General features: G+C 72.7%; 8 protein-coding genes. 6 read left to right on the forward strand and 2 right to left on the reverse strand.

Annotation, left to right across the window (positions count from 1 at the left end):
* Complete coding sequence (locus AB0G28_RS21415) at positions 1–17154, reverse strand: amino acid adenylation domain-containing protein (RefSeq protein WP_361091360.1); 17154 nt, start codon at positions 17152–17154, stop codon at positions 1–3.
* A 153-nt stretch (positions 17155–17307) separates the two neighbouring features.
* On the opposite strand from AB0G28_RS21415, the gene AB0G28_RS21420 reads away from it, so the two are divergent.
* From AB0G28_RS21420 to AB0G28_RS21440, 5 genes are read left to right on the forward strand one after another with little or no spacing between them, the layout of a single operon-like run.
* Entirely contained in the window at positions 17308–18345 is a 1038-nt protein-coding gene (locus tag AB0G28_RS21420; protein ID WP_361091362.1) for an iron chelate uptake ABC transporter family permease subunit, read from the forward strand.
* Between the two features lies 1 nt (position 18346).
* Entirely contained in the window at positions 18347–19405 is a 1059-nt protein-coding gene (locus AB0G28_RS21425; protein ID WP_361091365.1) for an iron chelate uptake ABC transporter family permease subunit, read from the forward strand.
* 4 nt (positions 19406–19409) lie between these two features.
* Entirely contained in the window at positions 19410–20219 is an 810-nt protein-coding gene (locus tag AB0G28_RS21430) for an ABC transporter ATP-binding protein (RefSeq protein ID WP_361091368.1), read from the forward strand.
* A 21-nt stretch (positions 20220–20240) separates the two neighbouring features.
* Complete coding sequence (locus tag AB0G28_RS21435; RefSeq protein ID WP_361091371.1) at positions 20241–20726, forward strand: DinB family protein; 486 nt, start codon at positions 20241–20243, stop codon at positions 20724–20726.
* Positions 20727–20728: 2 nt separating this feature from the next.
* Entirely contained in the window at positions 20729–21085 is a 357-nt protein-coding gene (locus AB0G28_RS21440) for a hypothetical protein (RefSeq protein ID WP_361091373.1), read from the forward strand.
* On the opposite strand, the gene AB0G28_RS21445 is transcribed toward AB0G28_RS21440, so the two are convergent.
* Complete coding sequence (locus AB0G28_RS21445) at positions 21072–22370, reverse strand: SidA/IucD/PvdA family monooxygenase (RefSeq protein WP_361091376.1); 1299 nt, start codon at positions 22368–22370, stop codon at positions 21072–21074. The two genes, AB0G28_RS21440 and AB0G28_RS21445, sit on opposite strands and share 14 nt — an antisense overlap.
* A gap of 111 nt (positions 22371–22481) precedes the next feature.
* Between AB0G28_RS21445 and AB0G28_RS21450 the strand changes: the two genes are divergently transcribed.
* Positions 22482–23426, forward strand: coding sequence for a methionyl-tRNA formyltransferase (locus tag AB0G28_RS21450; RefSeq protein ID WP_361091379.1), 945 nt, complete (start codon positions 22482–22484; stop codon positions 23424–23426).
* Positions 23427–23431: the final 5 nt, after the last annotated feature.

Raw genomic sequence — 23431 nt, forward strand, 5'->3', positions numbered from 1 at the left:
CTACTCCGTGTCTCGGGTCAGCAGCGCGGCGAGGCCCGCCGCGGTCGGGGTACGGAAGAACTCGGCGATCTCCAGCTCGGTCCCGAGCCGCTCGGTGACGCGGTCGCGCAGGACCACGAGCAGCATCGAATGGCCGCCGAGGGCGAACAGGTCGTCGTCGGCGCCCACGGCGTCGACGTCGAGGACCTCCGCGAAGATCTCGCAGAGAGCTTTTTCCAGGGGCGTTTCCGGCGCCCGGCCGCGAGCGGCGAACTCCGCCACCGGGAGCGCCGCCTTGTCCAGCTTCCCGTTGGGGGTCACCGGGAACTCGTCCAGGGGCACGATCGCCGCGGGCACCATGTAGTCCGGCAACGACCGCGCGAGAAACTCCCGCAGCACCACCGGATCGCCGGTCGCCGGAGTCGTGTACGCGACCAGCCGCTCGTCCCGGACGACGACGAGAGCCTCGCCGACGTCGTCGTGCCGGGCCAGCACCGCCTCGATCTCGCCCGGCTCGATCCGGAAACCGCGGATCTTGACCTGGTCGTCGGTGCGGCCGAGGTACTCGAGCTGCCCGTCGGGCCGCCACCGCACGAGGTCGCCGGTGCGGTACATCCGCTCCCCCGGCGGCCCGAAGGGATCGGCGACGAACCGGTCCGCGGTCAGCGCGGGACGTCCGTGGTAGCCGCGGGCCAGCCCGGCGCCGGCCAGGTACAGCTCGCCCGGCACCCCGGCCGGAACCGGCGAAAGGCCGCCGTCGAGGACGTACGCGCGCGTGTTGTGCACCGGACGGCCGACCACGGGCCGCTCGGCGTCGCGGAAGCGGCCGACCAGAGCGTCCACTGTGGCCTCGGTCGGGCCGTAGAGGTTGTACGCCGACGTGCCCGGCATCGACCGCAGCGTCTCCCACAGCGTCTGGGACACGGCTTCACCACCGACGCCGACCACACTCAGCGCGCACTTCCCGTCGGAAACCACCCCGGCCGCGGCCAGCTGCGCGAAGTGCGACGGCGTGAGTTCGAGGAAGTCGAGCCCGCGGTCGCGCACCACCGCCGCCAGCCGGTCCGGGTCGCGGCGGGTGTCGTCGTCGACGACGTGCACCTCGTGCCCGTCGAGCAGCCACAGCTGCGGCTGCCAGGAGGCGTCGAAGAAGAACGCCCAGGCGTGCCCGATCCGCAGCCGCCGTCCCCCCGCGGCGGCGACCGCCGGGCGGTAGAGCGTCTCGCGGTGGCTGTGGAACAGGTTCACCAGCCCGGAGTGCGGGATGACGACACCCTTCGGCTTGCCCGTCGAGCCGGACGTGTAGAGCACGTACGCCGGGTTCGCGGGCGACGGCGGGGTAAGCGCCGCGTCACTGTCCACAATGTCCTCGACGAACAGCGCCCCCGGCACTGGCGAACCCGACGAACGGCTGGTGAGCGCCAGCGTGGCACCCGCGTCGGCGAGGATCGCCGAGATCCGGTCCGCCGGCTGGTCCGGGTCCACCGGCAGGTAGGCCGCGCCCGTCTTGAACACGCCGAAGATCGCCTCGACGACCGCCGCCGACCGCGGCAGCACCAGCGCCACGAGCTTCTCCGGACCCGCACCCTGGGACGCGAGCCACCGGGCGAGCCGGTCGGTTCGCGCGGCGAACTCCGCGAACGTCACGCTCGAGTGGGCGTCGCTCAGCGCGGTCGCGTCCGGGGTCGCCGCCACCTGCGCGGCGAGGCGGTCGACGACCGTCGGTGCCGAGAGCGTCAGCGGTGCCCCGGCACCCCAGTCGCGCAGAACCCGTTCCCGCTCGACCGGTTCGAGGACGTCGATGCGGCTCAGCGGCCGGTCCGGGTCCGCGACGACCGCCGTCATCACCCGGACCAGGCGCTCGGTGAGCGTCCGGGCGGTCGGCTCGTCGAAGAGGTCGAGGCTGTATTCGAGGTCGCCGTCGATGCCCTCGGTCGTTTCGACCAGGTCGAAGGACAGGTCGAACTTCGCCTGCCGCAGCCCGGTGTCCCGGTAGGCCGCGTCGAGCCCGAGCAGTCGTTCAGGCTCCGCACCCGAGTGGTAGACCGCGAGCATGACTTGGAACAGCGGGTGCCGGGCCAGGGACCGGGGCGGGTTGAGCAGCTCGACGAGGTGCTCGAACGGCAGGTCCTGGTGGGCGTACGCGGCGAGGCCGGCTTCCCGGACGCGGGCCAGGAGCTCCCGGAACGTCGGGTCGCCGCCGGTGTCGGTCCGCAGCACCAGGGTGTTGACGAAGAACCCGGCGAGGTCGTCCAGGGCGTGGTCGGTGCGGCCGGCGACCGGCGTGCCCAGAGGGATGTCGGTGCCCGCGCCGAGCCGGGTCAGCAGGGCGGCCAGCGCCGCCTGCAGGACCATGAACGTGCTGGTGTCACTGCCGTGGGCCAGTTCGCGCAGGCCGCGGTGGACGGCGGCGGGCACGGTGAACGGCACGGCGGCGCCGCGGTTCGTCGACCGCGCCGGGCGCGGCCGGTCCGCCGGGAGTGCCAGCTCGTCTGGGATCCCGGCCAGGGTGTCCCGCCAGAACGCCGCCTGACGACCGAGCAGGCTGTCCGGGTCGTCGGCGCGGCCGAACATCTCCCGCTGCCACAGCGTGTAGTCCGCGTACTGCACCGGCAGTGCGGTCCACTGTGGACGCTCGCCGCGCAGGCGGGCGGCGTAGGCGGTGTCGAGGTCGCGTTTCAGCGGCGGCAGCGACCAGCCGTCGCCCGCGACGTGGTGCACCAGCAGCACGAACACGTGCCGCTCGGGCCCCGCCGACACCAGGGTCGCCCGGATCGGGATCTCGGCGTCCAGGGTGAAGCAGTACGACGCCGCGGCGGTGACGCGCTCGTCGAGGTCCGCGGCGGCGACGGTCTCGGTGACCAGCACCGGCTCGGCCCGGTCGAGCACGACCTGCCGCGGAGTGCCCTGCTCCTCGACGAGGAGCGTCCGGAGGATCTCGTGGCGGGCCACGACATCGGACAGCGCCTCTTGCAGCGCGCCGGCGTCGACCGGGCCGGTCAGCTCCCACGCCCACGGGATGTTGTAGGTCGCGTTCAGCCCGTCCAGGCGGTCGAGGAACCACAGCCGCTGCTGCGCGAACGAAACCGGCAGCACCTCGGGCCGCTCGGCCGGGACCAGCGCCGGCCGGCTCCGGCGGCCGGGGTCAAGGAGCCCGGCGAGCCGGGCCGGGGTCGGCGCGTCGAACACCGCCCGGATCGGCACCTCGACGCCGAGCAGCGCCCGGATCCGGCTGACCAGCCGCGTCGCCAGGAGCGAATGCCCGCCGAGGGCGAAGAAGCCGTCGTCGGGGCCGACCGCCGGGACGCCGAGGACGTCGGCGAACAGCTCGCACAACGCCTGTTCGGCCGGGGTCCGCGCGGCCCGCCCCGACGTCCGGGCCACCGGGTCCGGCAGCGCGGCGCGATCGAGCTTGCCGTTGGCGTTCACCGGCAGCTCGGGCAGGACGACGATCGCCGACGGCACCAGGTACTCCGGCAGTCGCCCGGCCACCAGGGCCCGGAGCGCCACGGGGTCACCCGACGGCGCCACGTAGGCGATCAGCCGGTTTTCGCGGGCGATCACGGCCGCGCGCGCCACCGAGGCGTCCGTGGTCAGCACGGCTTCGACTTCGCCGGGCTCGACGCGGAAGCCGCGGATCTTGATCTGCTGGTCGGCGCGGCCGAGGAACTCCAGTGTGCCGTCGGCGCGCCGCCGGACCAGGTCGCCGGTGCGGTACATCCGCTCCCCCGGCGCTCCGAGCGGGTCGGGCAGGAACCGTTCCGCGGTGAGCGCCGGACGGCCGAGGTAGCCCCGGGCGAGCCCGGCACCGGCCAGGTACAGCTCGCCGCGCACCCCCGGTGGCACCGGCCGCAGCGCGGCGTCGAGGACGTACGCGCGGGTGTTCGCGATCGGCCGCCCGATGGCCACGGACCCGGCGCAGACGTGGGCCAGGCTGTCGCCCGCGACCTCCGAGCAGCCGTACAGGTTGACCAGCTTCGCCGACGGCCAGCGCGTGGCGACCTTTTCGGCGAGCGCGGCGGAAAGCGGCTCGCCACTGGTGATCCACGTGGTCACCGATTCCAGGGCGGCGGCCGGGGCGTCCTCGGTGAAGCTGTCGAGGAGGCTCGGGACCACGGTGAGCACCCGCGCGCCGGCGTTCCGCACGAGTTCGGCGAGGGCCAGGGGGTCGGTGGCCGTCGCATCGTCGGCGAGGACGACCGGGTCGCCCGCGACGAGCCCGCCGAGCAGCTCGGTGGAGCCGTCGATGAACGTCAGCGCGCTCTTGGCCACGCGCACGCCTTCGGCGAGGTCGCGGCCCCAGTACAGCCGGTTGGCCAGGGCCCGCTGTGTCCCGGCGACGGCCTTCGGGCGGCCCGTGGAGCCGGACGTGAAGATCACGTACGCCGGGTTGTCCGGGCTGATCGACGGCCAGGCCGGTTCCGGCCCGGTGTCGCCCGGCCGGACGAGCCGGTGACCGAAGCCGTCTTCGGCGACGACCAGGTGCGGTGCCGCGTCGGTGAGCATCAGCTCGGTGCGTTCCGCCGGGTGGTTCAGGTCCAAGGGAAGGTACGCGGCGCCGGTCTTCAGCACGGCCAGGAGCGCGACGACCAGCTCCGGTGACCGCGGCAGCGCGACCGCCACGACCCGTTCGGGGCCCGCGCCTCGCGCGAGCAGCGCCCGGGCGAGCGTGGTGGCCCGGGCGTCCAGCTCGGCATAGGTGAGCTGTGCGGAACCGAAGACCAGCGCGGTCGCGTCCGGTGTCCGGGCCACCTGCGCGGCGAACAGCTCGGCGGCCGTCTCGGCGGGCAAGGGGGTCGCGGGGTCGGCGGCGAGCCGCTCGTGCTCGGCTTCGGTGAGCAGGTCGACGGCACCGATCCGGGTGTCCGGGTCGGCCACGACGGCCCGCAGCAGCGTCCGGAGCCGGTCCAGGACCGCCTCGACGCTCGCGCGGTCGAAGACGTCGCTGTTGTACTCCGCGGTGCCCCGGATTCCGGCCTGGTGGCCGGGCTGTTCGCCGACGAAGAACGTCAGGTCGGCCCGGGCGGTGCCGGTGCGGACCGGCTCCTCCACGGCGGTCAGGCCGGGCAGGGCCAGGTCGGCGACGGCGTTGTTCTGCCAGGCGAGCATCGTCTGGAACAGCGGGTGGTATGCGAGGGACCGGGCCGGGTTGAGCGCCTCCACCAGTCGTTCGAACGGGACGTCCTGGTGGGCGTAGGCGTCGAGGCTGCGGTCGCGCACCCGGGTGACGAGGTCCCGGAACGTCGGGTCGCCGCCGGTGTCCACGCGCAGGACCAGGGTGTTGACGAAGAACCCGACGAGGTCGTCGAGAGCCTGGTCGGTGCGGCCGGCGATGGACGTGCCGAGCGGGATGTCGGTGCCGGCACCGAGGCGGGTGAGCACCGCGGTGAGCCCGGCGTGCACGACCATGAACACGCTGGCGCCGCACGCGCGGGCCAGTTCGACGAGTCCACTGTGGAGCTCGGCGTCCCAGCCGAAGGCGAACTGCTCGCCCCGGTAGGACGCTTCCGCCGGATGCGGCCGGTCGACCGGCAGCTCGATCCGGTCCGGCAGGCCGGCGAGGGCTTCGCGCCAGTAGGCGAGCTGCGGTTCGATCACCGGTTCGCCGAGGACTTCCCGCTGCCACAGCGTGTAGTCCGCGTACTGCACCGGCAGCGGAGTCCACTGTGGAGCTTCCCCGGCCCGGCGGGCGGTGTAGGCGGTCGCGAGGTCGCGCCACAGCGGGGCGGTCGACCAGCCGTCGGAGGCGATGTGGTGGAACACCAGCACCAGGACGTGCTCCCGGTCCCCCAGACGCAGCAGCTCGGCCCGGAGCGGAATCTCCGACTCCAGCCCGAATACCGTGCCCGCCGCCTCGGACACCGCGTCGGCGAGCGTGGCCTCGGTGACCGTGCGCAGCGGCAGCGGGATCGTGACGTCGTCGAGGACCCGCTGCCGGGCCTCGCCGCCGACCTCCGGGAAAACGGTGCGCAGGGCTTCGTGGCGTTCGACCACATCGGACAGTGCGGTGTGCAGTGCCTCGACGTCCAGGTCTCCGGTCAGCCGGACCGCGCTCGGCATGTTGTACGTCGCCGACGGGCCTTCGAGCCGGTGCAGGAACCACAGCCGCTGCTGGGCGAACGACAGCGGCAGCACGTCCGGCCGCGGATCGGCGCGTACCAGCGCCGGACGAGCTTGCCCTGCGGTCGACAGCAACGCGGCCAGCCCGGCGACCGTCGGCGTCTCGAACACCGACCGCACCTGCAGTTCGACGCCGAAGACCGCGCGCAGCCGCGCGACCAGCCGGGTCGCCATCAGCGAGTGCCCGCCGAGGGCGAAGAAGTCGTCGTCGACGCCGATCGACGACGTGTCGAGGACCTCGGCGAAGAGGCCGCACAGGACTTCTTCGACCGGCGTCCGCGGCGCCCGGCCGGCGGTGACGGCCTGTTTGTCCGGGCTCGGCAAGGCGCGGCGGTCGAGCTTGCCCGAGGCGAGCAGCGGCAGGCGATCGAGGATCACGAACGCCGACGGCACCATGTACTGCGGCAGCCGGTCCCGGACGTGCGCCCGCAGGGCCGCCACCAGCGCGTTCGTGTCCCGCTGCCCGGCCGGGTGGTTGCCCAGGGCTTCCAAGGCGGCCCGGACCGGGCGGCCGCGGTGGATCCGCGTCGGCGCACCGGTGGTGAACACGGCTTCCAGGGCGCCTTCGTCCGCGGTGAGGGTCGCGTACACCCGGTAGCCGTGGCGCTCGCCGAGTTCGTGCAGTGTCTCGGGATCCACCCCAGCCTCAGTGTCCAAAGCGGACAGTGCCGCCTCGGCGGCCCCGGTGGCCAGTGCGGCGACAGCGGCGAGTTCCCCGGACAGCCGGGCGTTGGGCACCCCGGTCACGCGCACCCGGCCCGGGCGCGCGGCCAGCAGCCGGTCCAGTTCGGTGACGGACTCGAACGGCACGACCTGCTCGTCGGCCGCGGCGGGCTTCGATGCCTTCCGCAGGACGACGTCGTAGCGGTGCCGGGTCAGCTCGTTGTGCGCTTTGCCGCGCTTCACCCACAGGTCGACGTCGTCGAAGCCGTCGAGTTCCCGGGCCAGGGCCGCGAAGAAGTCCGGGTCGAGGACGAGTTCGCCCTCCCGCGCGATGGCCTGGTCCACCGCCGCGATGTCCCGGCGGCCGTGGCGCAGCTCGGTCGCGGTCCGGAACGCCCGCAGCGAACGCAGGTTCCGGATGTCGCCGAGGAAGATCACCCCGCCGGGCCGGACGCGCGCCGCGGCGGTGCGGATGACTTCGGCGAGGTAGCCGACACTCGGGAAGTACTGCGCGACCGAGTTGACGATCACCGTGTCGAACTCCGGCAGCTCGCCCAGGTCGTGCGCGGGCCGCGCGGCCAGGTGGACCTTGCCCGCGAACGGTGTCGCCGCCAACTCCCGCCGCAGGTTGGCGATGGCCTTCTCCGACAGGTCGACACCCCAGTACTCCTCGGCGTCCGGCGCGATCCGCGACAGGATCAGGCCACTGCCGACCCCGATCTCCAGCACCCGCCCCAACCCCGAGCTTTCACGTGAAAGCTCGGGCTTTGCCAGGGAACGGATTCGCTCGATCGTCGCCGCGTGCCACTCGCGCATCTCGTCGAGGGGGATCTCGGACCCGTCGTAGCTGGAGTTCCAGCCGGTGAAGTTCTCCTCCAGGCCACCCGCAGCCGCGTCGGTGAAGACGTTCTCGTGCAGCTCGCGCCACTCGCCGACGTGGTCCAGCTCGGCTTCCTCGTCGCGGCCGGCGGCCGGGACGGCGTAGGCGACGAGCCGCCCGTCCTGCGCGAGCACGACGGACTGCCCCACGGCCGGGTGCTCGGCGAGCACGGCCTCGATCTCGCCCGGCTCGATGCGGTAGCCGCGGATCTTGACTTGGTCGTCGGCCCGGCCGAGGAACACCAGCCGCCCGTCCGGCAGCCACTTCACCAGGTCACCGGTCCGGTAGAGCCGCCCGCCGGAGCCGAACGGGTCCGCCACGAACCGCTCCGCCGTCAGCCCCGGCCGCCCGAGATAGCCACGCGCCAGGCCCGATCCGGCCAGGTACAGCTCCCCCACGACACCCGGCGGCACCGGCCGCAGCCCGGCGTCGAGGACGTACGCCCGCGTGCCGGGGTCGGGGATGCCGATGGGGACGACCGTCGCGTCCGCCAGTTCGGCCGGGTCGCTCTCGCCGAGCGTCGAGTTGGTGGTCGCCTCCGTGGGGCCGTAGGCGTTGAACATCCGCCGCCCGGGCGCCCACCGCTTGACCAGCTCCGGCGACACCCGCTCGGTCCCGGCCAGCAGCACGCTGTCCCGCGGCAGGTCGCAGTCCTCCGGCATGGCGTCGAGCAGTGCGGGCGGGAGGATCATGAAGTCGACGCCGTGCCGGTGCGCGTACTCGGTCAGCGCGGGCCCGGCGACCCGGCGCTCGGCCGGGACGACGACCAGGCGGCCGCCCGAGAGCAGGCCGAGGCACAGGTCCCAGAAGGCGACGTCGAAGCTCGGCGACGCGAACTGCAGCACCCGGCTGTGCGGGCCCACGCCGAAGCGCTCGACCTGGGTCGCGACGAGCTTCGCGACGCCGGAGTGCTGGAGGACGACGCCCTTCGGCCGCCCGGACGAGCCGGACGTGTAGATCACGTAAGCCGCGTTCTCCGGTTTGACCACCACGGCCGGGTCCTCTGTGGACATTCCGGCCAGTGCCGGGTCGTCCAGGAGCACCCGCGGGACGTCCGTGGGCAGCTTCGCGTCGATCTCCCGGGTCGTCACGACGCAGACCGGCGCCGCGTCCCCCACCATGTAGGCGATCCGGTCGCCCGGGTAGTCGACGTCGACCGGCAGGTAGGCGGCGCCCGCCTTCAGGACCGCCAGCTCGGCGATGATCATGTCGAGTGATCGCGGCACGGCGAGCGCGACGACCCGCTCAGGCCCGGCGCCTCGTCCGATCAGGACGTGGGCGAGCCGGTTCGCGCGGGCGTCGACCTCGGCGTAGGTCAGTTCGACGTCTTCGAACACCAGCGCCACCGCGTCCGGGGCCTCGGCGACGCGCCGGGCGAACATCCCCGGGAACGTCTCGGTGCCGGCCGGGTCGAGGGAACCGGCCCACTGCGTCAGGACGCGGTCGCGCTCGTCGCCGTCCAGGAGGTCCAGGGCCCCGACCGGGCGGTCCGGTTCGGCCAGCGCCGCGCGCAGCAGCACTTCGAGCCGCCGCAGGATCGCGTGGGCGCCCGCGTAGTCGAAGACGTCGGCGTTGAACTCCAGCACGCCCGCGATCCCGGCATCGCGCTCGGTCAGCGAGATCGCGAGGTCGAACTTCGACGTCCCGGTGGTCACCGGGATCTCGGAGACGGTCAGGCCGGGCAGGACGACCTCGGCGCGGGCGTTGTTCTGCCCGGCGATCATCACCTGGAACAGCGGGTGGTAGGACAGCGACCGCGCCGGGTTCAGCACCTCGACCAGCCGCTCGAACGGGACGTCCTGGTGGGCGTAGGCGTCGAGGTTGCGCTCGCGCACCCGCGCCACGAGATCGCGGAACGACGGCTCGCCGCCGGTGTCGACGCGCAGGACGAGCGTGTTGACGAAGAACCCGACGAGGTCGTCGAGCGCGGAGTCGGTGCGGCCGGCGATCGGCGAGCCGATCGGCACGTCGGTGCCCGCGCCCAGCCTGGTGAGCAGGGCGGCCAGCGCCGCGTGCACGACCATGAACACGCTCGCGCCGCACTCGCGGGCCAGCTCGGCCAGCCGGGCGTGCAGCCCGGCGTCCCAGGTGAACGTGTGCAGTTCGCCGCGGAACGTCGCGGCGGCCGGGTGCGGGCGGTCCAGGGGCAGCTCGATCCGGTCCGGCAGGCCGTCCAGGGCTTCACGCCAGTAGTCCAGCTGGCCGGACAGGACGCTGTCCGGGTCGTCCTCGCGGCCGAGCAGGTCCCGCTGCCAGAGCGTGTAGTCGGCGTACTGCACCGGCAACGGCGTCCACTGTGGAGCTTCACCGGCGCGGCGGGCGGCGTAGGCGGTGGCGATGTCCCGCCACAGCGGGGCCATCGACCAGCCGTCGGAGGCGATGTGGTGGAACACCAGCACCAGGACGTGCTCACGGTCGCCCAGGCGCAGCAGCTCGGCCCGCATCGGCACGTGCCGCTCGAGGTCGAACGGGCCGCGGACGAGCCCGGTCAGCGCCTCGCCGAGGTCGTCGACCGGGCGCACCCGAAGGGTGACGTCCGCGTCCTCGACGGACAGGATGTCCTGGTACGGCACGCCGTCCCGCTGCGGGAACCGGGTCCGCAGTGCCTCGTGCCGGCCGACCACGTCGGCCAGCGCCGTGCACAGTGCCTCGACGTCGACCTCGCCTTCGAGCCGCATGACCAGCGGGACGTTGTAGGTGGCGGACGGGCCTTCGAGGTGGTGCAGGAACCACAGCCGCTGCTGGGCGCCGGACAGCGGCACCCGCGTCGGCCTGGGCACCGGCACCAGCGGCGGGCGCGCGATCCCGGCGCCGGTGGCGAGCACCCCGGCCAGGCCCGCGGGGGTCGGCGTCTCGAACACCGACCGGATCTCGACCTCGGCGCCCAGCGCCGTGCGGATCCGCGCGATCAGCCGGGTGGCCAGCAGCGAGTGGCCGCCGAGGGCGAAGAAGCTGTCGTCCGGGCCGACCCGCGGCAGGCCGAGGACGTCGGCGAACAGCTCGCACAGCTGCCGTTCGACGGGGGTGCGCGGTGCGCGGCCGGACGTCGGCGCCACCGGGTCCGGGGACGGGAGTGCGCGGCGGTCGAGCTTGCCGTTGGCCGTCACCGGAAGTTCGTCGAGGACCACGATCGCCGACGGCACCATGTGCTCCGGCAGCCGGGCGGCGGCCAGCGCCCGCAGCTCGGCGGGCAAGGCGTCGGCGGGGGCACCGGCGGGCACGACGTACCCGACCAGGCGGACGTCGCCCGGCCGGTCTTCGCGGGCCACGACGACGGCGTGGGCGACGTCGTCGTGCGCGGACAGCGTCGCGGCGATCTCGCCGGGCTCGACGCGGAAGCCGCGGATCTTGATCTGCTCGTCGCCGCGGCCGAGGAACTCCAGCACACCGTCGGGGCGGAAGCGGGCGAGGTCGCCGGTGCGGTACATCCGGGAGCCGGGTGCGCCGAACGGGTCGGCGACGAACCGCTCCGCGCTCAGCCCCGGGCGGCCGAGGTAGCCGCGGGCGAGCTGGACGCCGGCGAGGTACAGCTCCCCCGGCGTGCCCGGCGGCACCGGGCGGAGAGCGGCGTCGAGCACGTACGTCCGCGTGTTCCACACCGGATGTCCGATGGGGACGGTCTTGTCCTCAGTGGACGTACGCCACGACGTGACGTCCACCGAGGCTTCGGTCGGGCCGTACAGGTTGTGCAGCTCGGCGTCGAGCACCCGGCCGAACTGCGCGACCGCGTCCGGCGGCAGGGCTTCACCGCTGCACAGGACGCGCCGCAGGCTCGTGCACTCCGTCGCGGCCGGTTCCTGCAGGAAGACCTGGAGCATCGACGGGACGAAGTGGACGGTCGTGATGCCGCGGTCGCGGATCAGCCGGGCGAGGTAGGCGGGGTCCTTGTGGCCGTCCGGCCGGGCCAGGACCTCGGTGGCCCCGGTGGTCAACGGCCACAGGAACTCCCACACCGAGACGTCGAAGCTGGACGGCGTCTTCTGCAGCACGCGGTCGTCGCGGGTCAGGCCGTACTCGTCCTGCATCCACAGCAGCCGGTTGACGATCCCGGCGTGCGGCACGACGACCCCCTTGGGGCGGCCCGTCGACCCGGACGTGTAGATGACGTACGCCGGGTTGTCCGGCCGGAGCACGACGTCGAGCGGCGCGTCCGAGACTCCGGCGAGGACGTCCGGATCGTCCAGCAGCAGCGCGCCCGGAACCGCGGTCTCCGCGGTGGCGAGCACCAGCGCCGGGTCCGCGTCTTCGAGCATGAACGCGATGCGGTCGGCCGGGTAGCCGGGGTCGAGCGGCAGGTAGGCCGCGCCTGTCTTGAGCACGGCGACGATGGCCGTGACCAGGTGCACCGAACGCGGCAGGGCCAGGGCGACCACGCGTTCGGGCCCGGCACCCCGCGCGGCGAGCACGCGGGCGAGGCGGTTCGAAACGGCGTCCAGCTGGGCGTAGCTGAGTTCTTCGTCCTCGAAGACCAGTGCGGGGTGGTCCGGGGTCCGCACTGCCTGGGCCGAGAACAGCTCGGGCAGGGTGACCGCGGGGACGTCCTCGGCGGCACCGGACCAGACGCCGTCCAGGCGGTCACGCTCGGCCGGGGTCAGCACTTCGAGGGACCCGAGCCGCCGGTCCGGGGCCGAGATGACCTGGCGCAGCAGCAGTTCGAGGCGGTCGAGAAGGCCGGTCACGGTGGTCCGGTCGAAGACCTCGGTGTTGAACTCGGCCTCGCCGGCGAGGCCGCCGTCCTGCTCGGTGAAGGAGAACCAGAGATCGAACTTCGAGGTGCCGGTGCCCACGTGCTGCGTGGTCACGGTGAGCCCGGGCAGGCCAGCGCCGGTGCCGGGGGTGTTCTGCCAGGCCAGCATGGTCTGGAACAGCGGGTGGTGTGCCAGCGACCGGGCCGGGTTGAGGGCTTCCACCAGGCGCTCGAACGGCACGTCCTGGTGGTTGTAGGCGTCGAGGCCGCGCTCGCGGACCCGGGCGACGAGGTCGCGGAACGTCGGGTCGCCGCCGGTGTCGACGCGCAGGACGAGCGTGTTGACGAAGAACCCGACGAGGTCGTCCAAGGCCTGGTCGGTGCGCCCGGCGATCGGGGTGCCGATCGGGATGTCGTGCCCGGCGCCGAGGCGCGACAGCAGCGCCGCCAGGCCGGCGTGCACGACCATGAACGGGCTGGCGCCGCACGCCCGGGCGAGGTCGGCGAGCCCGGCCCGGAGCCCGGCGTCCCAGGTGAAGGTGAAGAACTCGCCGCGGTGGGCGGACACCGGCGGGTGCGGCCGGTCGAGCGGGAGGCTGATCCGCTCGGGCAAGTCATCGAGCGTCTCGCGCCAGTAGTCGAGCTGGGCGGTCTCTTCGGTTTCGAGGAGATCACGCTGCCAGAGCGTGTAGTCCGCGTACTGCACCGGCAGCGGAGTCCACTGTGGAGTGTCGCCGTGCAGCCGGGCGCGGTAGGCCGTGGCGATGTCCTGCCACAGCGGGGACAGCGACCAGCCGTCGGCGGCGATGTGGTGCAGGACGACGACCAGCACGTGCCGGCGCGGGTCGAGCGCCAGGAGCGCGGCGCGCAGCGGCACGCCGGCGCCGAGGTCGAACACCTCGCGGACCAGGCCGTCCACCGAGGTGTCCACTTCGGACTCGGCCACTTCGCGAACGGTCAACTCGACCGTCGTCTCGGCGAGGACCTGCTGGTACGGCTCGCCGTCGGCGGCCGGGAAGACCGTCCGCAGCGTCTCGTGCCGCGCCACGACGTCGTTCAGCGCCGCGCGCAACGCCTCGACGTCCAGCTCGCCGGCCAGCCGCACGACGAGGGGGACGTTGTAGGTCGCCGACCCGCCGTCCAGCCGGTGCAGGAACCACAGCCGCTGCTGCGCGAACGACAGCGGCAGCCGATCCGGCCGCTCGGCGACGCGGACGAGCGGGCGCCGCCCGGTGCCGGCGACGGCCCCGGACAGCAGTTCCGCGAGCGCGGCCGGCGTCGGCGCGTCGAACACGGCCCGCACCGGGACCTCGGCGCCGGCGGCCGCGCGGATCCGCTGGATCAGCCGCGTGGCCAGCAGCGAGTGGCCGCCGAGGGCGAAGAAGTCGTCGTCGGGGCCGGCCTGCGGCAGGCCGAGGACGTCGGCGAACATCTCGCACAGCAGCTGCTCGACCGGGTTGCGCGGCGCACGTCCTCGTGCGGCGGCGAACCGCTCGGGGCTCGGGAGGGCCTTGCGGTCGAGCTTGCCCGAGGCGAGCACGGGCAGCTTGTCCAGCACGACGAACGCCGAGGGCACCATGTAGAGCGGCAGCCGGTCCCACACGTGCGCCCGCAGCGACGCCACCAGCGCACCGGTTTCGCGCCGGGCCGCGGGGTTGTTGGCGTACGACCCCGGCGCGCCTGCCGCACGCACCGGCCGGTACGCGGTTCCGCCTTCGCCCAAACGCCCCAATGTGGCGTTGGTTGCGTTGGACGCACCGAACGCCACATTGGGTGCGCTGGACGCACCCAATGCCACATTGGGGCGCGTGAAGACAGCCTCCAGCTCGCCGCTTTCGGCCGCCCACGTCACCGCGACGCGGTAACCGGCCTGCTCGCCGAGCCGGTGCAGGGCTTCGGGGTCGACACCGTCCCGCCGCTCGAGGGCGGCCAGTGCCGCGCCGGCGTCGCCGGTGTCCAGGGCGCGGACCGCCGCCAGCTCCCCGGCCAGCCGCGCGTCCGGGATCCCGGTGACCCGCAGCCGCGCCGGGGTCTCGGCGGCCAGGAACCGTTCCACCGCGCCGAGGTCGCCGAACGCGACGACCTGCTCGTCGGCCACTTCCGGCTTCGGCGCCTTCCGCAGGACGACGTCGTAGCGGTGCCGGGTCAGCTCGTTGTGCGCCTCGCCACGCTTGACCCACAGGTCGACGTCGTCGAAGCCGTCCAGCTCGCGGGCCAGGGCCGGGAAGAAGTCCGGGTCGAGCACCAGCTCGCCCTCGCGCGCGATCGCCTGGTCGACGGCGGCGACGTCGCCCCGGCCGTGCCGCAGCTCGACCGCCGTGCGGAACGCCCGCAGCGAGCGGAGGTTGCGGATGTCGCCGAGGAAGATCGTCCCACCCGGCTTCAGGACGCCCGCGGCAGTCCGGACGACCTCGGCCAGATAGTCGGCGCTCGGAAAGTACTGCGCGACGGAGTTGACGATCACCGTGTCGAAGTCCGGCAGCTCGCCGAGGTCGTGCGCCGGCCGCGCGGCCAGGTGGACTTTGTCCGCGAAGGGCAGCGCGGCGACCTCGCGCCGGACGTTCTCGACCGCGCTCTCGGACAGGTCGACACCCCAGTACTCCTCGGCGTCCGGCGCGATCCGGGACAGGATCAGGCCACTGCCGACCCCGATCTCCAGCACCCGTCCCAACCCCGAGCTTTCACGTGAAAGCTCGGGCTTTGGGAGAGAACGGATGCGGTCGATCGTCGCCGCGTGCCACTCGCGCATCTCGTCGAGGGGGATCTCGGACCCGTCGTAGCTGGAGTTCCAGCCGGCGAAGTTCTCCTCGATGCCCGTCGAGCCGGCGAGCATCTCCTCGTGGACGTCGTGCCATTCGTCGACGTGGCCCTGCTCGGCGGCCTGGTCGCGATCGGGCACCGGGACGGCGTAGGCGACCAGCTGCCCGTCCTGGGCGACGACGACCGACTGGCCGACGCGCGGGTGTTCGGCGAGCACCGACTCGATCTCGCCCAGTTCGATGCGGTAGCCGCGGATCTTGACCTGGTCATCGGCCCGGCCGAGGAACACCAGCCGCCCATCCGGCAGCCACTTCACCAGGTCACCCGTGCGGTACAGCCGACCGCCCGAGCCGAACGGATCCGCCACGAACCGCTCCGCCGTCAGCCCCGGCCGCCCGAGATACCCGCGTGCCAAACCGGATCCGGCCAGGTACAGCTCCCCCACCACGCCGACCGGGACCGGCGCGAGGTAGGCGTCGAGGACGTACGCGCGGGTGCCCGGGTCCGGCACGCCGATCGGCACGGCCGAACCCGGCGGGATCTCCGGGTCGCAGAGCCCGAGCGTCGAGTTGGTCGTCGCCTCGGTCGGGCCGTAGGCGTTGAACATCCGCCGCCCCGGCGCCCAGCGGCGCACCAGCTCCGGCGACACCCGCTCGGTCCCGGCCAGCAGCACGCTGTCCCGCGGCAGATCGCAGTCCTCGGGGAACTCGGCCAGCAGCGCAGGCGGCAAGATCATGAAGTCGACGCCGTGGGCGTGCGCGTATTCGGCCAGCTCGGGGCCGGGCACGCGCCGCTCGGCGGGGACGATCACCAGGCGTCCGCCCGAGAGCAGGCCGAGGCACAGGTCCCAGAAGGCGACGTCGAAACTCGGCGACGCGAACTGCAGCACCCGGCTCTGCGGGCCGACACCGAACCGCTCGGACTGCGTCGCGACGAGCTTCGCCACGCCCGCGTGGGAAACCACGACACCCTTGGGCCGGCCGGTCGACCCGGACGTGTAGATGACGTAGGCCGCGTTCGCCGGGACGATTTCCGCACGCGGGTCCGTGTCCGGGCCCGCGCCGAGGTCGATTTCGCCGAGGAGCAGGACATCGCCGTCGAAGCGGTCGGCGAGATCGGCGGTGGTCACCACGCAGACCGGACGCGCGTCGGCGACCATGAACGCGATGCGCTCGGCCGGGTAGTCCTGGTCCAGCGGCAGGTAGGCGGCCCCGGCCTTGAGCACGGCCAGCTCGGCCACGATCATCTCCAGTGAACGCGGCACGGCGAGCGCGACCACCCGTTCGGGCCCGGCGCCCCGTCCGATGAGGACGTGGGCGAGCCGGTTGGCGCGCGCGTCCAGCTCGGCGTAGGTCAGCTCCTGGTCCTCGAAGACCAGCGCCACCGCGTCCGGCGCTTCCCGGACGCGGGCGGCGAACAGCTCCGGCAGGGTCGACAGCGGCGCGTCGAGGTCCGTGTCGTTCCAGTCGTCGAGGATCCGGCGCAGTTCCGGCTCCGGCACGACTTCCAGCCGCCCGACCAGGCATTGTGGACGCTCGAGCGCGTCGGCCAGGAGGCGCGCGAGGTGCCCGAGCATGCGGTCCACAGTGGACCTGTCGAGGACGTCGGCGCGGTAGTCGAGGCTGCCGTCGGCGGTGAGGTTCAGATCGAGCGGGAGGTCGGTGTCGGCGCCGAAGCCGACGTTGACCAGCACCGATCCCCCGCGCCCCGGCTCGGGTGCCATCTCGGCGACCAGGTCGTCGAACGGAACTTCGTGCGCCAGGGCCTCTTCGCGCGCTTCACGCACCCGCGTCACGACGTCGGCGAAGCCCGGCGAACCGCCGAGATCGACCCGCAGCGGCACCAGTGAACCGAGGCCCACCACGACGTCGGCGGTGCCCGAATACCGGGACAGCAACACGATGAACGCCGAGAGGAGCGTCAGTTCGTCGACCATCGGCAGCGGCCTGATCAGCCGTTCCACGACAGGCTCGGCCGAGTGCGGCCGGTCGACCGGCAGCGGCAGCTCTTTCGGCGCCGAGGCGAGGCGCTCACGCCAGAAGCCGAGCCTCGACACCTGCTGCACAGCGTCACCGTTGCTCACCGGTAGACCAGCCTCCCGCTGCTCACGGCACCCCGATCGGGGTGCAAACTTAGGCGACCCTAACAAACGGATGGTGAGGACGCACTCCTGTACCATCGGTTAGCCTTACCTAAATCACTACCAGTCGGAGGTGCGGTGCGAACAGCCCCCGGAGGGATCGCTCTCACGCGACGCCCGCCACACACGGGCCGCGCTCTCGGTCTGCTCGCCGCCTTCGGTGTCCTGGTTTTCCTGTGCCTGCTGAGCGTCTGGCTGGGGTCGAAGGAGATTTCGTTCGGCGCGGTCTGGCAGGTGCTCTGGCACGACGACGGCTCGGCCGACGCCGTGATCATCCACAGTGTCCGGCTGCCGAGGACACTCCTGGCCGTCGCGGTGGGTGCCGCGCTGGGGCTGGCCGGCACGCTCATGCAGGCGCTGACCCGCAACCCGCTCGCCGACCCCGGCCTGCTCGGCATCAGCGCCGGAGCCGCGTTCGCCATCGTCTTCTCGATCACCGTGCTCGGCGTCGGCTCCCTCTACGGCTACGTCTGGTTCGCCTTCGCCGGCGCGCTCGCCGCGACGGCGATCGTCTACTTCCTGGGCACCCGGGGCCGCAACGGCTCGAGCCCGGTCAAGCTCGCCCTCGCCGGCGCCGCCGTCACGGCGCTGCTCGGGTCGTTCACCAGCGCGATGGTGCTGTCGGACCCGGTGGCGCTGAACCGTTTCCGGTTCTGGTCGGCCGGTTCCCTCGCCGGTGTCGACGGCGGTTCGCTGCTGCGGATCCTGCCGTTCCTCCTCGCCGGCGTCGTGCTGGCGATCGCGAGCGGGCCGGCACTGAACAGCCTCGCTCTCGGTGACGACGTCGCCGTCGCGCTCGGGCGACGGCTCGGGCCGCTACGGCTGCGTGGTGCGCTGGCCGTCACGCTGCTGACCGGCGCTTCCGTCGCCGTCGCCGGGCCGATCGTGTTCCTCGGGCTGATCGTCCCGCACGCCGTGCGGTTCGTGATCGGTCCCGACCACCGGTGGCTGCTGCCCTACACCGCGGTCCTGGCGCCGTGCCTGCTGCTGGCCGCGGACATCCTCGGCCGCGTGATGGCGCGGCCCGGCGAGGTCCGGGCCGGCGTGATCGTCGCGTTCCTCGGCGCGCCGTTCTTCATCCACCTCGTCCGCCGCCGCAAGCTGGTGGAGTCCTGACATGAGCTTGGTGCAGATGCGGCGCGACCGCGTCACCTTCCGCCTCGCGAAACCCGCGGTGTCCGGGCAGATCCGGCTCCGGCTCGCCGTCGTCTCGCTCGTCCTCGCCGTGCTGGCGTTCGCGTTGTTCTGCGTGGGCATGACGATCGGGGACGTCCCGCTCGGCGTGTCCGACGTCCTTTCCGCCGTGTTCGGCGGCGGGGACAGCGGGACCGCGTACATCGTGCAGGAACTGCGGTTGCCCCGGGCCCTGACCGGGCTGTTGGCCGGGCTGGCGTTCGGCGCGTCCGGCGCGGTGTTCCAGACCATCACGCGAAACCCGCTGGCCAGCCCGGACATGATCGGCATCAACGCGGGCGCGGCCACCGCCGTCGTCGCGGGCATCTCGTTCGGCTTCGGCGGCGGTCTCGGCACCACGACGCTCGGCCTGCTCGGCGGGCTGCTGACCGGGCTGCTCGTGTACGCGCTCGCGTGGCGGCGCGGCACCACCGGCTACCGGATCATCCTGGTGGGCATCGGCGTCTTCGCGATGTGCACCAGCCTGACCGACTACCTGCTCAGCCGCGCGCAGATCACCGAAGCCCAGGCGTCGATCGGCTGGCTCGTCGGCAACCTCGCCAACCGCGGCTGGGAGCACGTCGTCCCCCTGGCCGGCGCGTTGGCGGTACTGCTGCCGCTGATCCTGGCCCTGTCGCGGTGGATGCGCACGCTGCAGCTCGGCGACGAGGTCGCGGCCGGGCTCGGCACCCCGGTCCAGCCGGTGCGGCTGGGACTCCTGCTGGCCGGTGCCGGGCTGGTCGCCTTCGCGACGGCGTCCGCCGGCCCGATCTCGTTCGTCGCGCTCACCGCGCCGCAGATCGCGCAACGCCTGGCGCGCCTGGCTTCGCCGCCGCTCACCGCGTCCGCGCTCACCGGCGCGGTCGTGGTGCTGGGCAGCGACATCCTCGCCCGCTCGATCACCGCGTCGCCGCTGCCGGTCGGCATCGTGACCGGCGCGCTGGGCGCCCCGCTGCTGCTCTGGCTGCTGGCCAGGGCCAACCGATCCGGTTCCGGAGGCTGAGAAGATGACACCGTCCCTGAACGTGCGGGACCTGCGCGTCGCCTACGACGACCGGGTCGTCATCGACGGCCTCGACCTCGACATCCCGCCCGGCAGGATCACCGCGATCGTCGGGGCGAACGCGTGCGGGAAGTCGACGCTGCTGCGCACCCTGGCCCGGCTGCTCACGCCGAAGGCGGGCGGGGTGTACCTCGACGGCCGGTCGATCCACGACCTGCCGACCCGCCAGGTCGCCCAGCGGCTCGGCATCCTGCCGCAGTCCCCGGTCGCGCCCGAAGGCATGACGGTGGCCGACCTCGTCGGCCGCGGCCGCGCCCCGCACCAGAGCTGGTGGCGCCAATGGTCCACTTCGGACGAAGGCGCGGTCGCTGCCGCGTTGGCGGCCACGGAGCTGACCGACCTCGCCGATCGCCCGGTCGACGAGCTGTCCGGCGGCCAGCGGCAACGCGCGTGGATCGCGATGGCGGTCGCCCAGGGCACGCCGGTGCTGCTGCTCGACGAGCCCACGACGTACCTGGACCTCGCGCACCAGATCGACGTGCTCGACCTGGTCGTCGACCTCAACCGCGGCGAGGGCCGGACGGTGGTGATGGTGCTGCACGACCTCCCGCAGGCGTGCCGCTACGCCGACCACGTGATCGCGATGAAGGCGGGCCGGATCGTGGCCTCCGGCGAGCCGTCTTCGGTGATCACCGAGGAGCTCGTCGAGGAGGTCTTCGACGTCCGCTGCCAGGTCACCCCGGACCCGGTGAGCGGCACCCCGATGGTCATCCCGATCAGCCGCCACCACCCGGCACCGGTGCGCCAGAACTGATTCTCCGGCAAGCTGGAGCCCATGTACGTGCTGCCCGAAAAGACCACCGGCTCCGAGCGCGAACTGCTGGAGACCATGATCGACCGCGGCCGCCTCGCCCTCGTCGAGAACGCGCGCGGTCTGTCGGAAGCGGACGCCCGGCGCCGGCTGGTCCCGTCACTGACCACGCCGATCGCCCTGGTCAAGCACGCCGCCGTCGCCGAACGCCGCTGGTTCCAGTGGCTGGTGGCCGGACTCGACGCCGCCGAGATCGACGGCCCGTCGACCCCCGGAGACGTCAGTTTCGCGGTCGCCGACGACGAAACGGTCGACGACGTGATCGCCGAGTACGAGCGCGCGAGCGCCCGCTCCCGCGAGATCGCGGCGGGCTTCTCGCTCGACGACCGGTGGACGCACCCGGTCGTCGGCGAGGTGACCCTGCGGTTCATCTACCTGTTCCTGATCGAGGAACTCGCCCGCCACACCGGCCACGGCGACATCCTGCGCGAGCAGATCACCGCGGGCTGACCGTGGAGGACATCGCCGGGCGAGTCGCGAACACCCCGCCGCCGGACATCCGCATCGACCACGTCGCCGTGTTCGACTGGTACGACGGGCCCCTCGAAGGGTATCTGCGCATCGCCGATCCGGCCTCGTGCTGGTACTTCAAAGTCATCGCGGTGAGGCGCCCCGACGACGACGTGGACGACCGGCTCTACGCGCTCTCCGCCGCGCCGGACGACGTGCTCGACCAGCTCGGCGATCCCCTGTCGGCGACCGAGGAGACGTGGGACCGGCTGAAGCGTGCTCTCCCCGGCCCGTCCCTCATCGTGCGCTCGACCTCCCTCAACGACGTGAGCGCGGTCTGGCTGGTCAGCGACCGCTGATCACGTACTCCCCCACGGGCTCCGCGACCACCCGGCGGTCCACGACGGACCGCAGGATCTCCCCCACCCGCACCGCGGTGTTCGACAGCAGCGACGACGTGATCCCGTGCGTGTGCTCGGTGCCGCCCTGCAGGTAGATCCCGCCGCGCAGCGGGAACTCCGTCGCCAGCCGGTAGTCGCGCTCCACGCGGAGGCGGCCTTCGTCGTCCCGCAGGCAACCCCGGCCCAGCTCCCCGAGCAGCGGCGTGGGATCCGCGGGCCGGTAACCCGTGGCGTAGACGACCGCGTCGGCTTCCAGGACCGTGCGCTCGCCGGTCGTCAGGGACTCGACCGTCACCGTTCCCGTGTCCGTCACCTCGGCCGGGCGCGAGACATTGAACAGCCGCAGCCGTTCCACGCCCAGCACCTTCTCGCGGTAGACACGGCGGTACAGCTCGTCGATCAGGTCGATGTCGACGGCCGAGTAGTTGGTCGCGCCGTGGTAGCGCATCAGGCGGTCCTTCACCGGCTCGCCCGCGCGGTAGAACTGGTCGACGGCCTCGGGGTCGAAGATCCGGTTCGCGAACGAGCTGTCGTCGGCGGGGCTGTAGCCGTAGCGGGCGAACACCGCGCACACCTCGGCGCGCGGGAACTCGTCGTGCAGCAACGCGGCCACCTCGGCCGCGCTCTGCCCGGCACCCACCACGACGAACCGCTTCGGGTCGGCGCCACGCAGGGCGTCCACCCGGAACAGCAGTTCACTGTTGTGCCAGATCCGGGCGCCGGCGGTGACGCCTTCGGGCAGCTGGGGCCGCAACCCCGTGCCCATCACCAGGTTCCGGGCCCGCAACGACGAGCCGTCCGACGCCTCGACGTCGAAGTAGGCCACTTCCGAACCGTCGTACACCGGCCGCACCGAGACGACCTCGGTGCCGTAGGAGACGACGTCGTCGACCTTCGCCGCCGCCCACTCGAAGTAGTCGTGGAACTCGACCCGCAGCGGGAACAGGTTCTTGTGGTTGATGAAGTCGACCAGCCGGCCGGACGCGTGCAGGTAGTTCAGGAAGCTGAACTCGCTGGTCGGGTTCCGCATGGTGACCAGGTCCTTGAGGAACGACACCTGCATGGTCGCGGTGTCGATCAGCATCCCGCGGTGCCAGCCGAACCGCGGCTGCCGCTCGAGGAAGTGCGCGATCACCGGCTCGGCGTGGCCCGCGTTGTGCTCGGCCAACGCGATCGCGAGCGCGAGGTTCGACGGCCCGAAGCCCACGCCGACGATGTCGTAGATCGGGACCTCTGCAGTCATGTTGCTCCCTCGCGCGCTCCAGTACGATTCAGGGAACCCTAACCTAACTTAGGCGAGCCTCGCCTAGTACGTTCGTGGTGATGTTCGTCCCCCGATCTTGAAAGGGCACCAATGCGCGTCGCGATGTTCGGCTACCAGACCTGGGGGCACCGGACCCTGCGGGCGCTCATCGACGCCGGTCACGAGGTCGCCCTCGTGGTCACGCACCCGAAGAGCGACCACGCCTACGAGCGGATCTGGGCCGACTCGGTCGCCGACCTCGCTTCGGCCCACGACATCCCGGTCCTGCTGCGCAACCGCCCGGACGACGCCGAGCTGCCGGCCGAGCTCAAGGCCGCGGACCTCGACCTGATCGTGGCGAACAACTGGCGCACCTGGCTGCCGCCGGAGATCTTCGAGCTGCCGCGCCACGGCACCCTGAACATCCACGACTCGCTGCTCCCGGCGTACGCGGGTTTCTCCCCGCTCATCTGGGCCATGATCAACGGCGAGCCCGAGGTCGGCGTCACCGCCCACATGATGGACGGCGAGCTCGACGCCGGCGACATCGTGCTGCAGCGCGCGATCCCGGTCGGGCCCGCCGACACGACGACGGACCTGTTCCACCGCACCGTCGACCTCATCGCGCCGATCACCGCCGAAGCCATCTCGCTGATCGAGACCGGCTACACGCCGGTGCCGCAGGACCGGTCGAAAGCCAGCTTCTTCCACAAGCGCGCCAAGCGGGACAGCCTGATCGACTGGACGCTGCCGCCCGCCGACCTCGAGCGGTTCGTGCGCGCGCTGTCCGACCCGTACCCGAACGCGTTCACCCACCACCGCGGCCAGGAGCTGCGGATCCTCAAGGCGTCGGTCTCGCAGGGGCACTACGGCGGCACGCCGGGCCGGATCTTCATCAGGGAAGGCGACGGCGTCGTGATCGTGGCCGGCCCGGACGCCCGCCGCGGGCAGTCGCCCGGCCTGCTGGTCGAGCGCGTCCGCACCGCCGACGGCACCGACGTGAGCGCGCACGAATACTTCAAGACGATGGGCGGCTATCTCACCGACCGCCCGTGACCGGT

Origin of the sequence: Amycolatopsis sp. NPDC021455 (assembly GCF_040640995.1) — a bacterium.
GTDB lineage: Bacteria > Actinomycetota > Actinomycetes > Mycobacteriales > Pseudonocardiaceae > Amycolatopsis.

What these genes read in the sequence shown, in the direction of transcription:
- AB0G28_RS21430 (WP_361091368.1), top strand. Translation starts at nt 19,410, where the DNA reads ATGACACCGTCCCTGAACGTGCGGGACCTGCGCGTCGCCTACGACGAC.
- AB0G28_RS21435 (WP_361091371.1), top strand. Translation starts at nt 20,241, where the DNA reads ATGTACGTGCTGCCCGAAAAGACCACCGGCTCCGAGCGCGAACTGCTG.
- AB0G28_RS21450 (WP_361091379.1), top strand. Translation starts at nt 22,482, where the DNA reads ATGCGCGTCGCGATGTTCGGCTACCAGACCTGGGGGCACCGGACCCTG.
- AB0G28_RS21425 (WP_361091365.1), top strand. Translation starts at nt 18,347, where the DNA reads ATGAGCTTGGTGCAGATGCGGCGCGACCGCGTCACCTTCCGCCTCGCG.
- AB0G28_RS21445 (WP_361091376.1), bottom strand. Translation starts at nt 22,370, where the DNA reads ATGACTGCAGAGGTCCCGATCTACGACATCGTCGGCGTGGGCTTCGGG.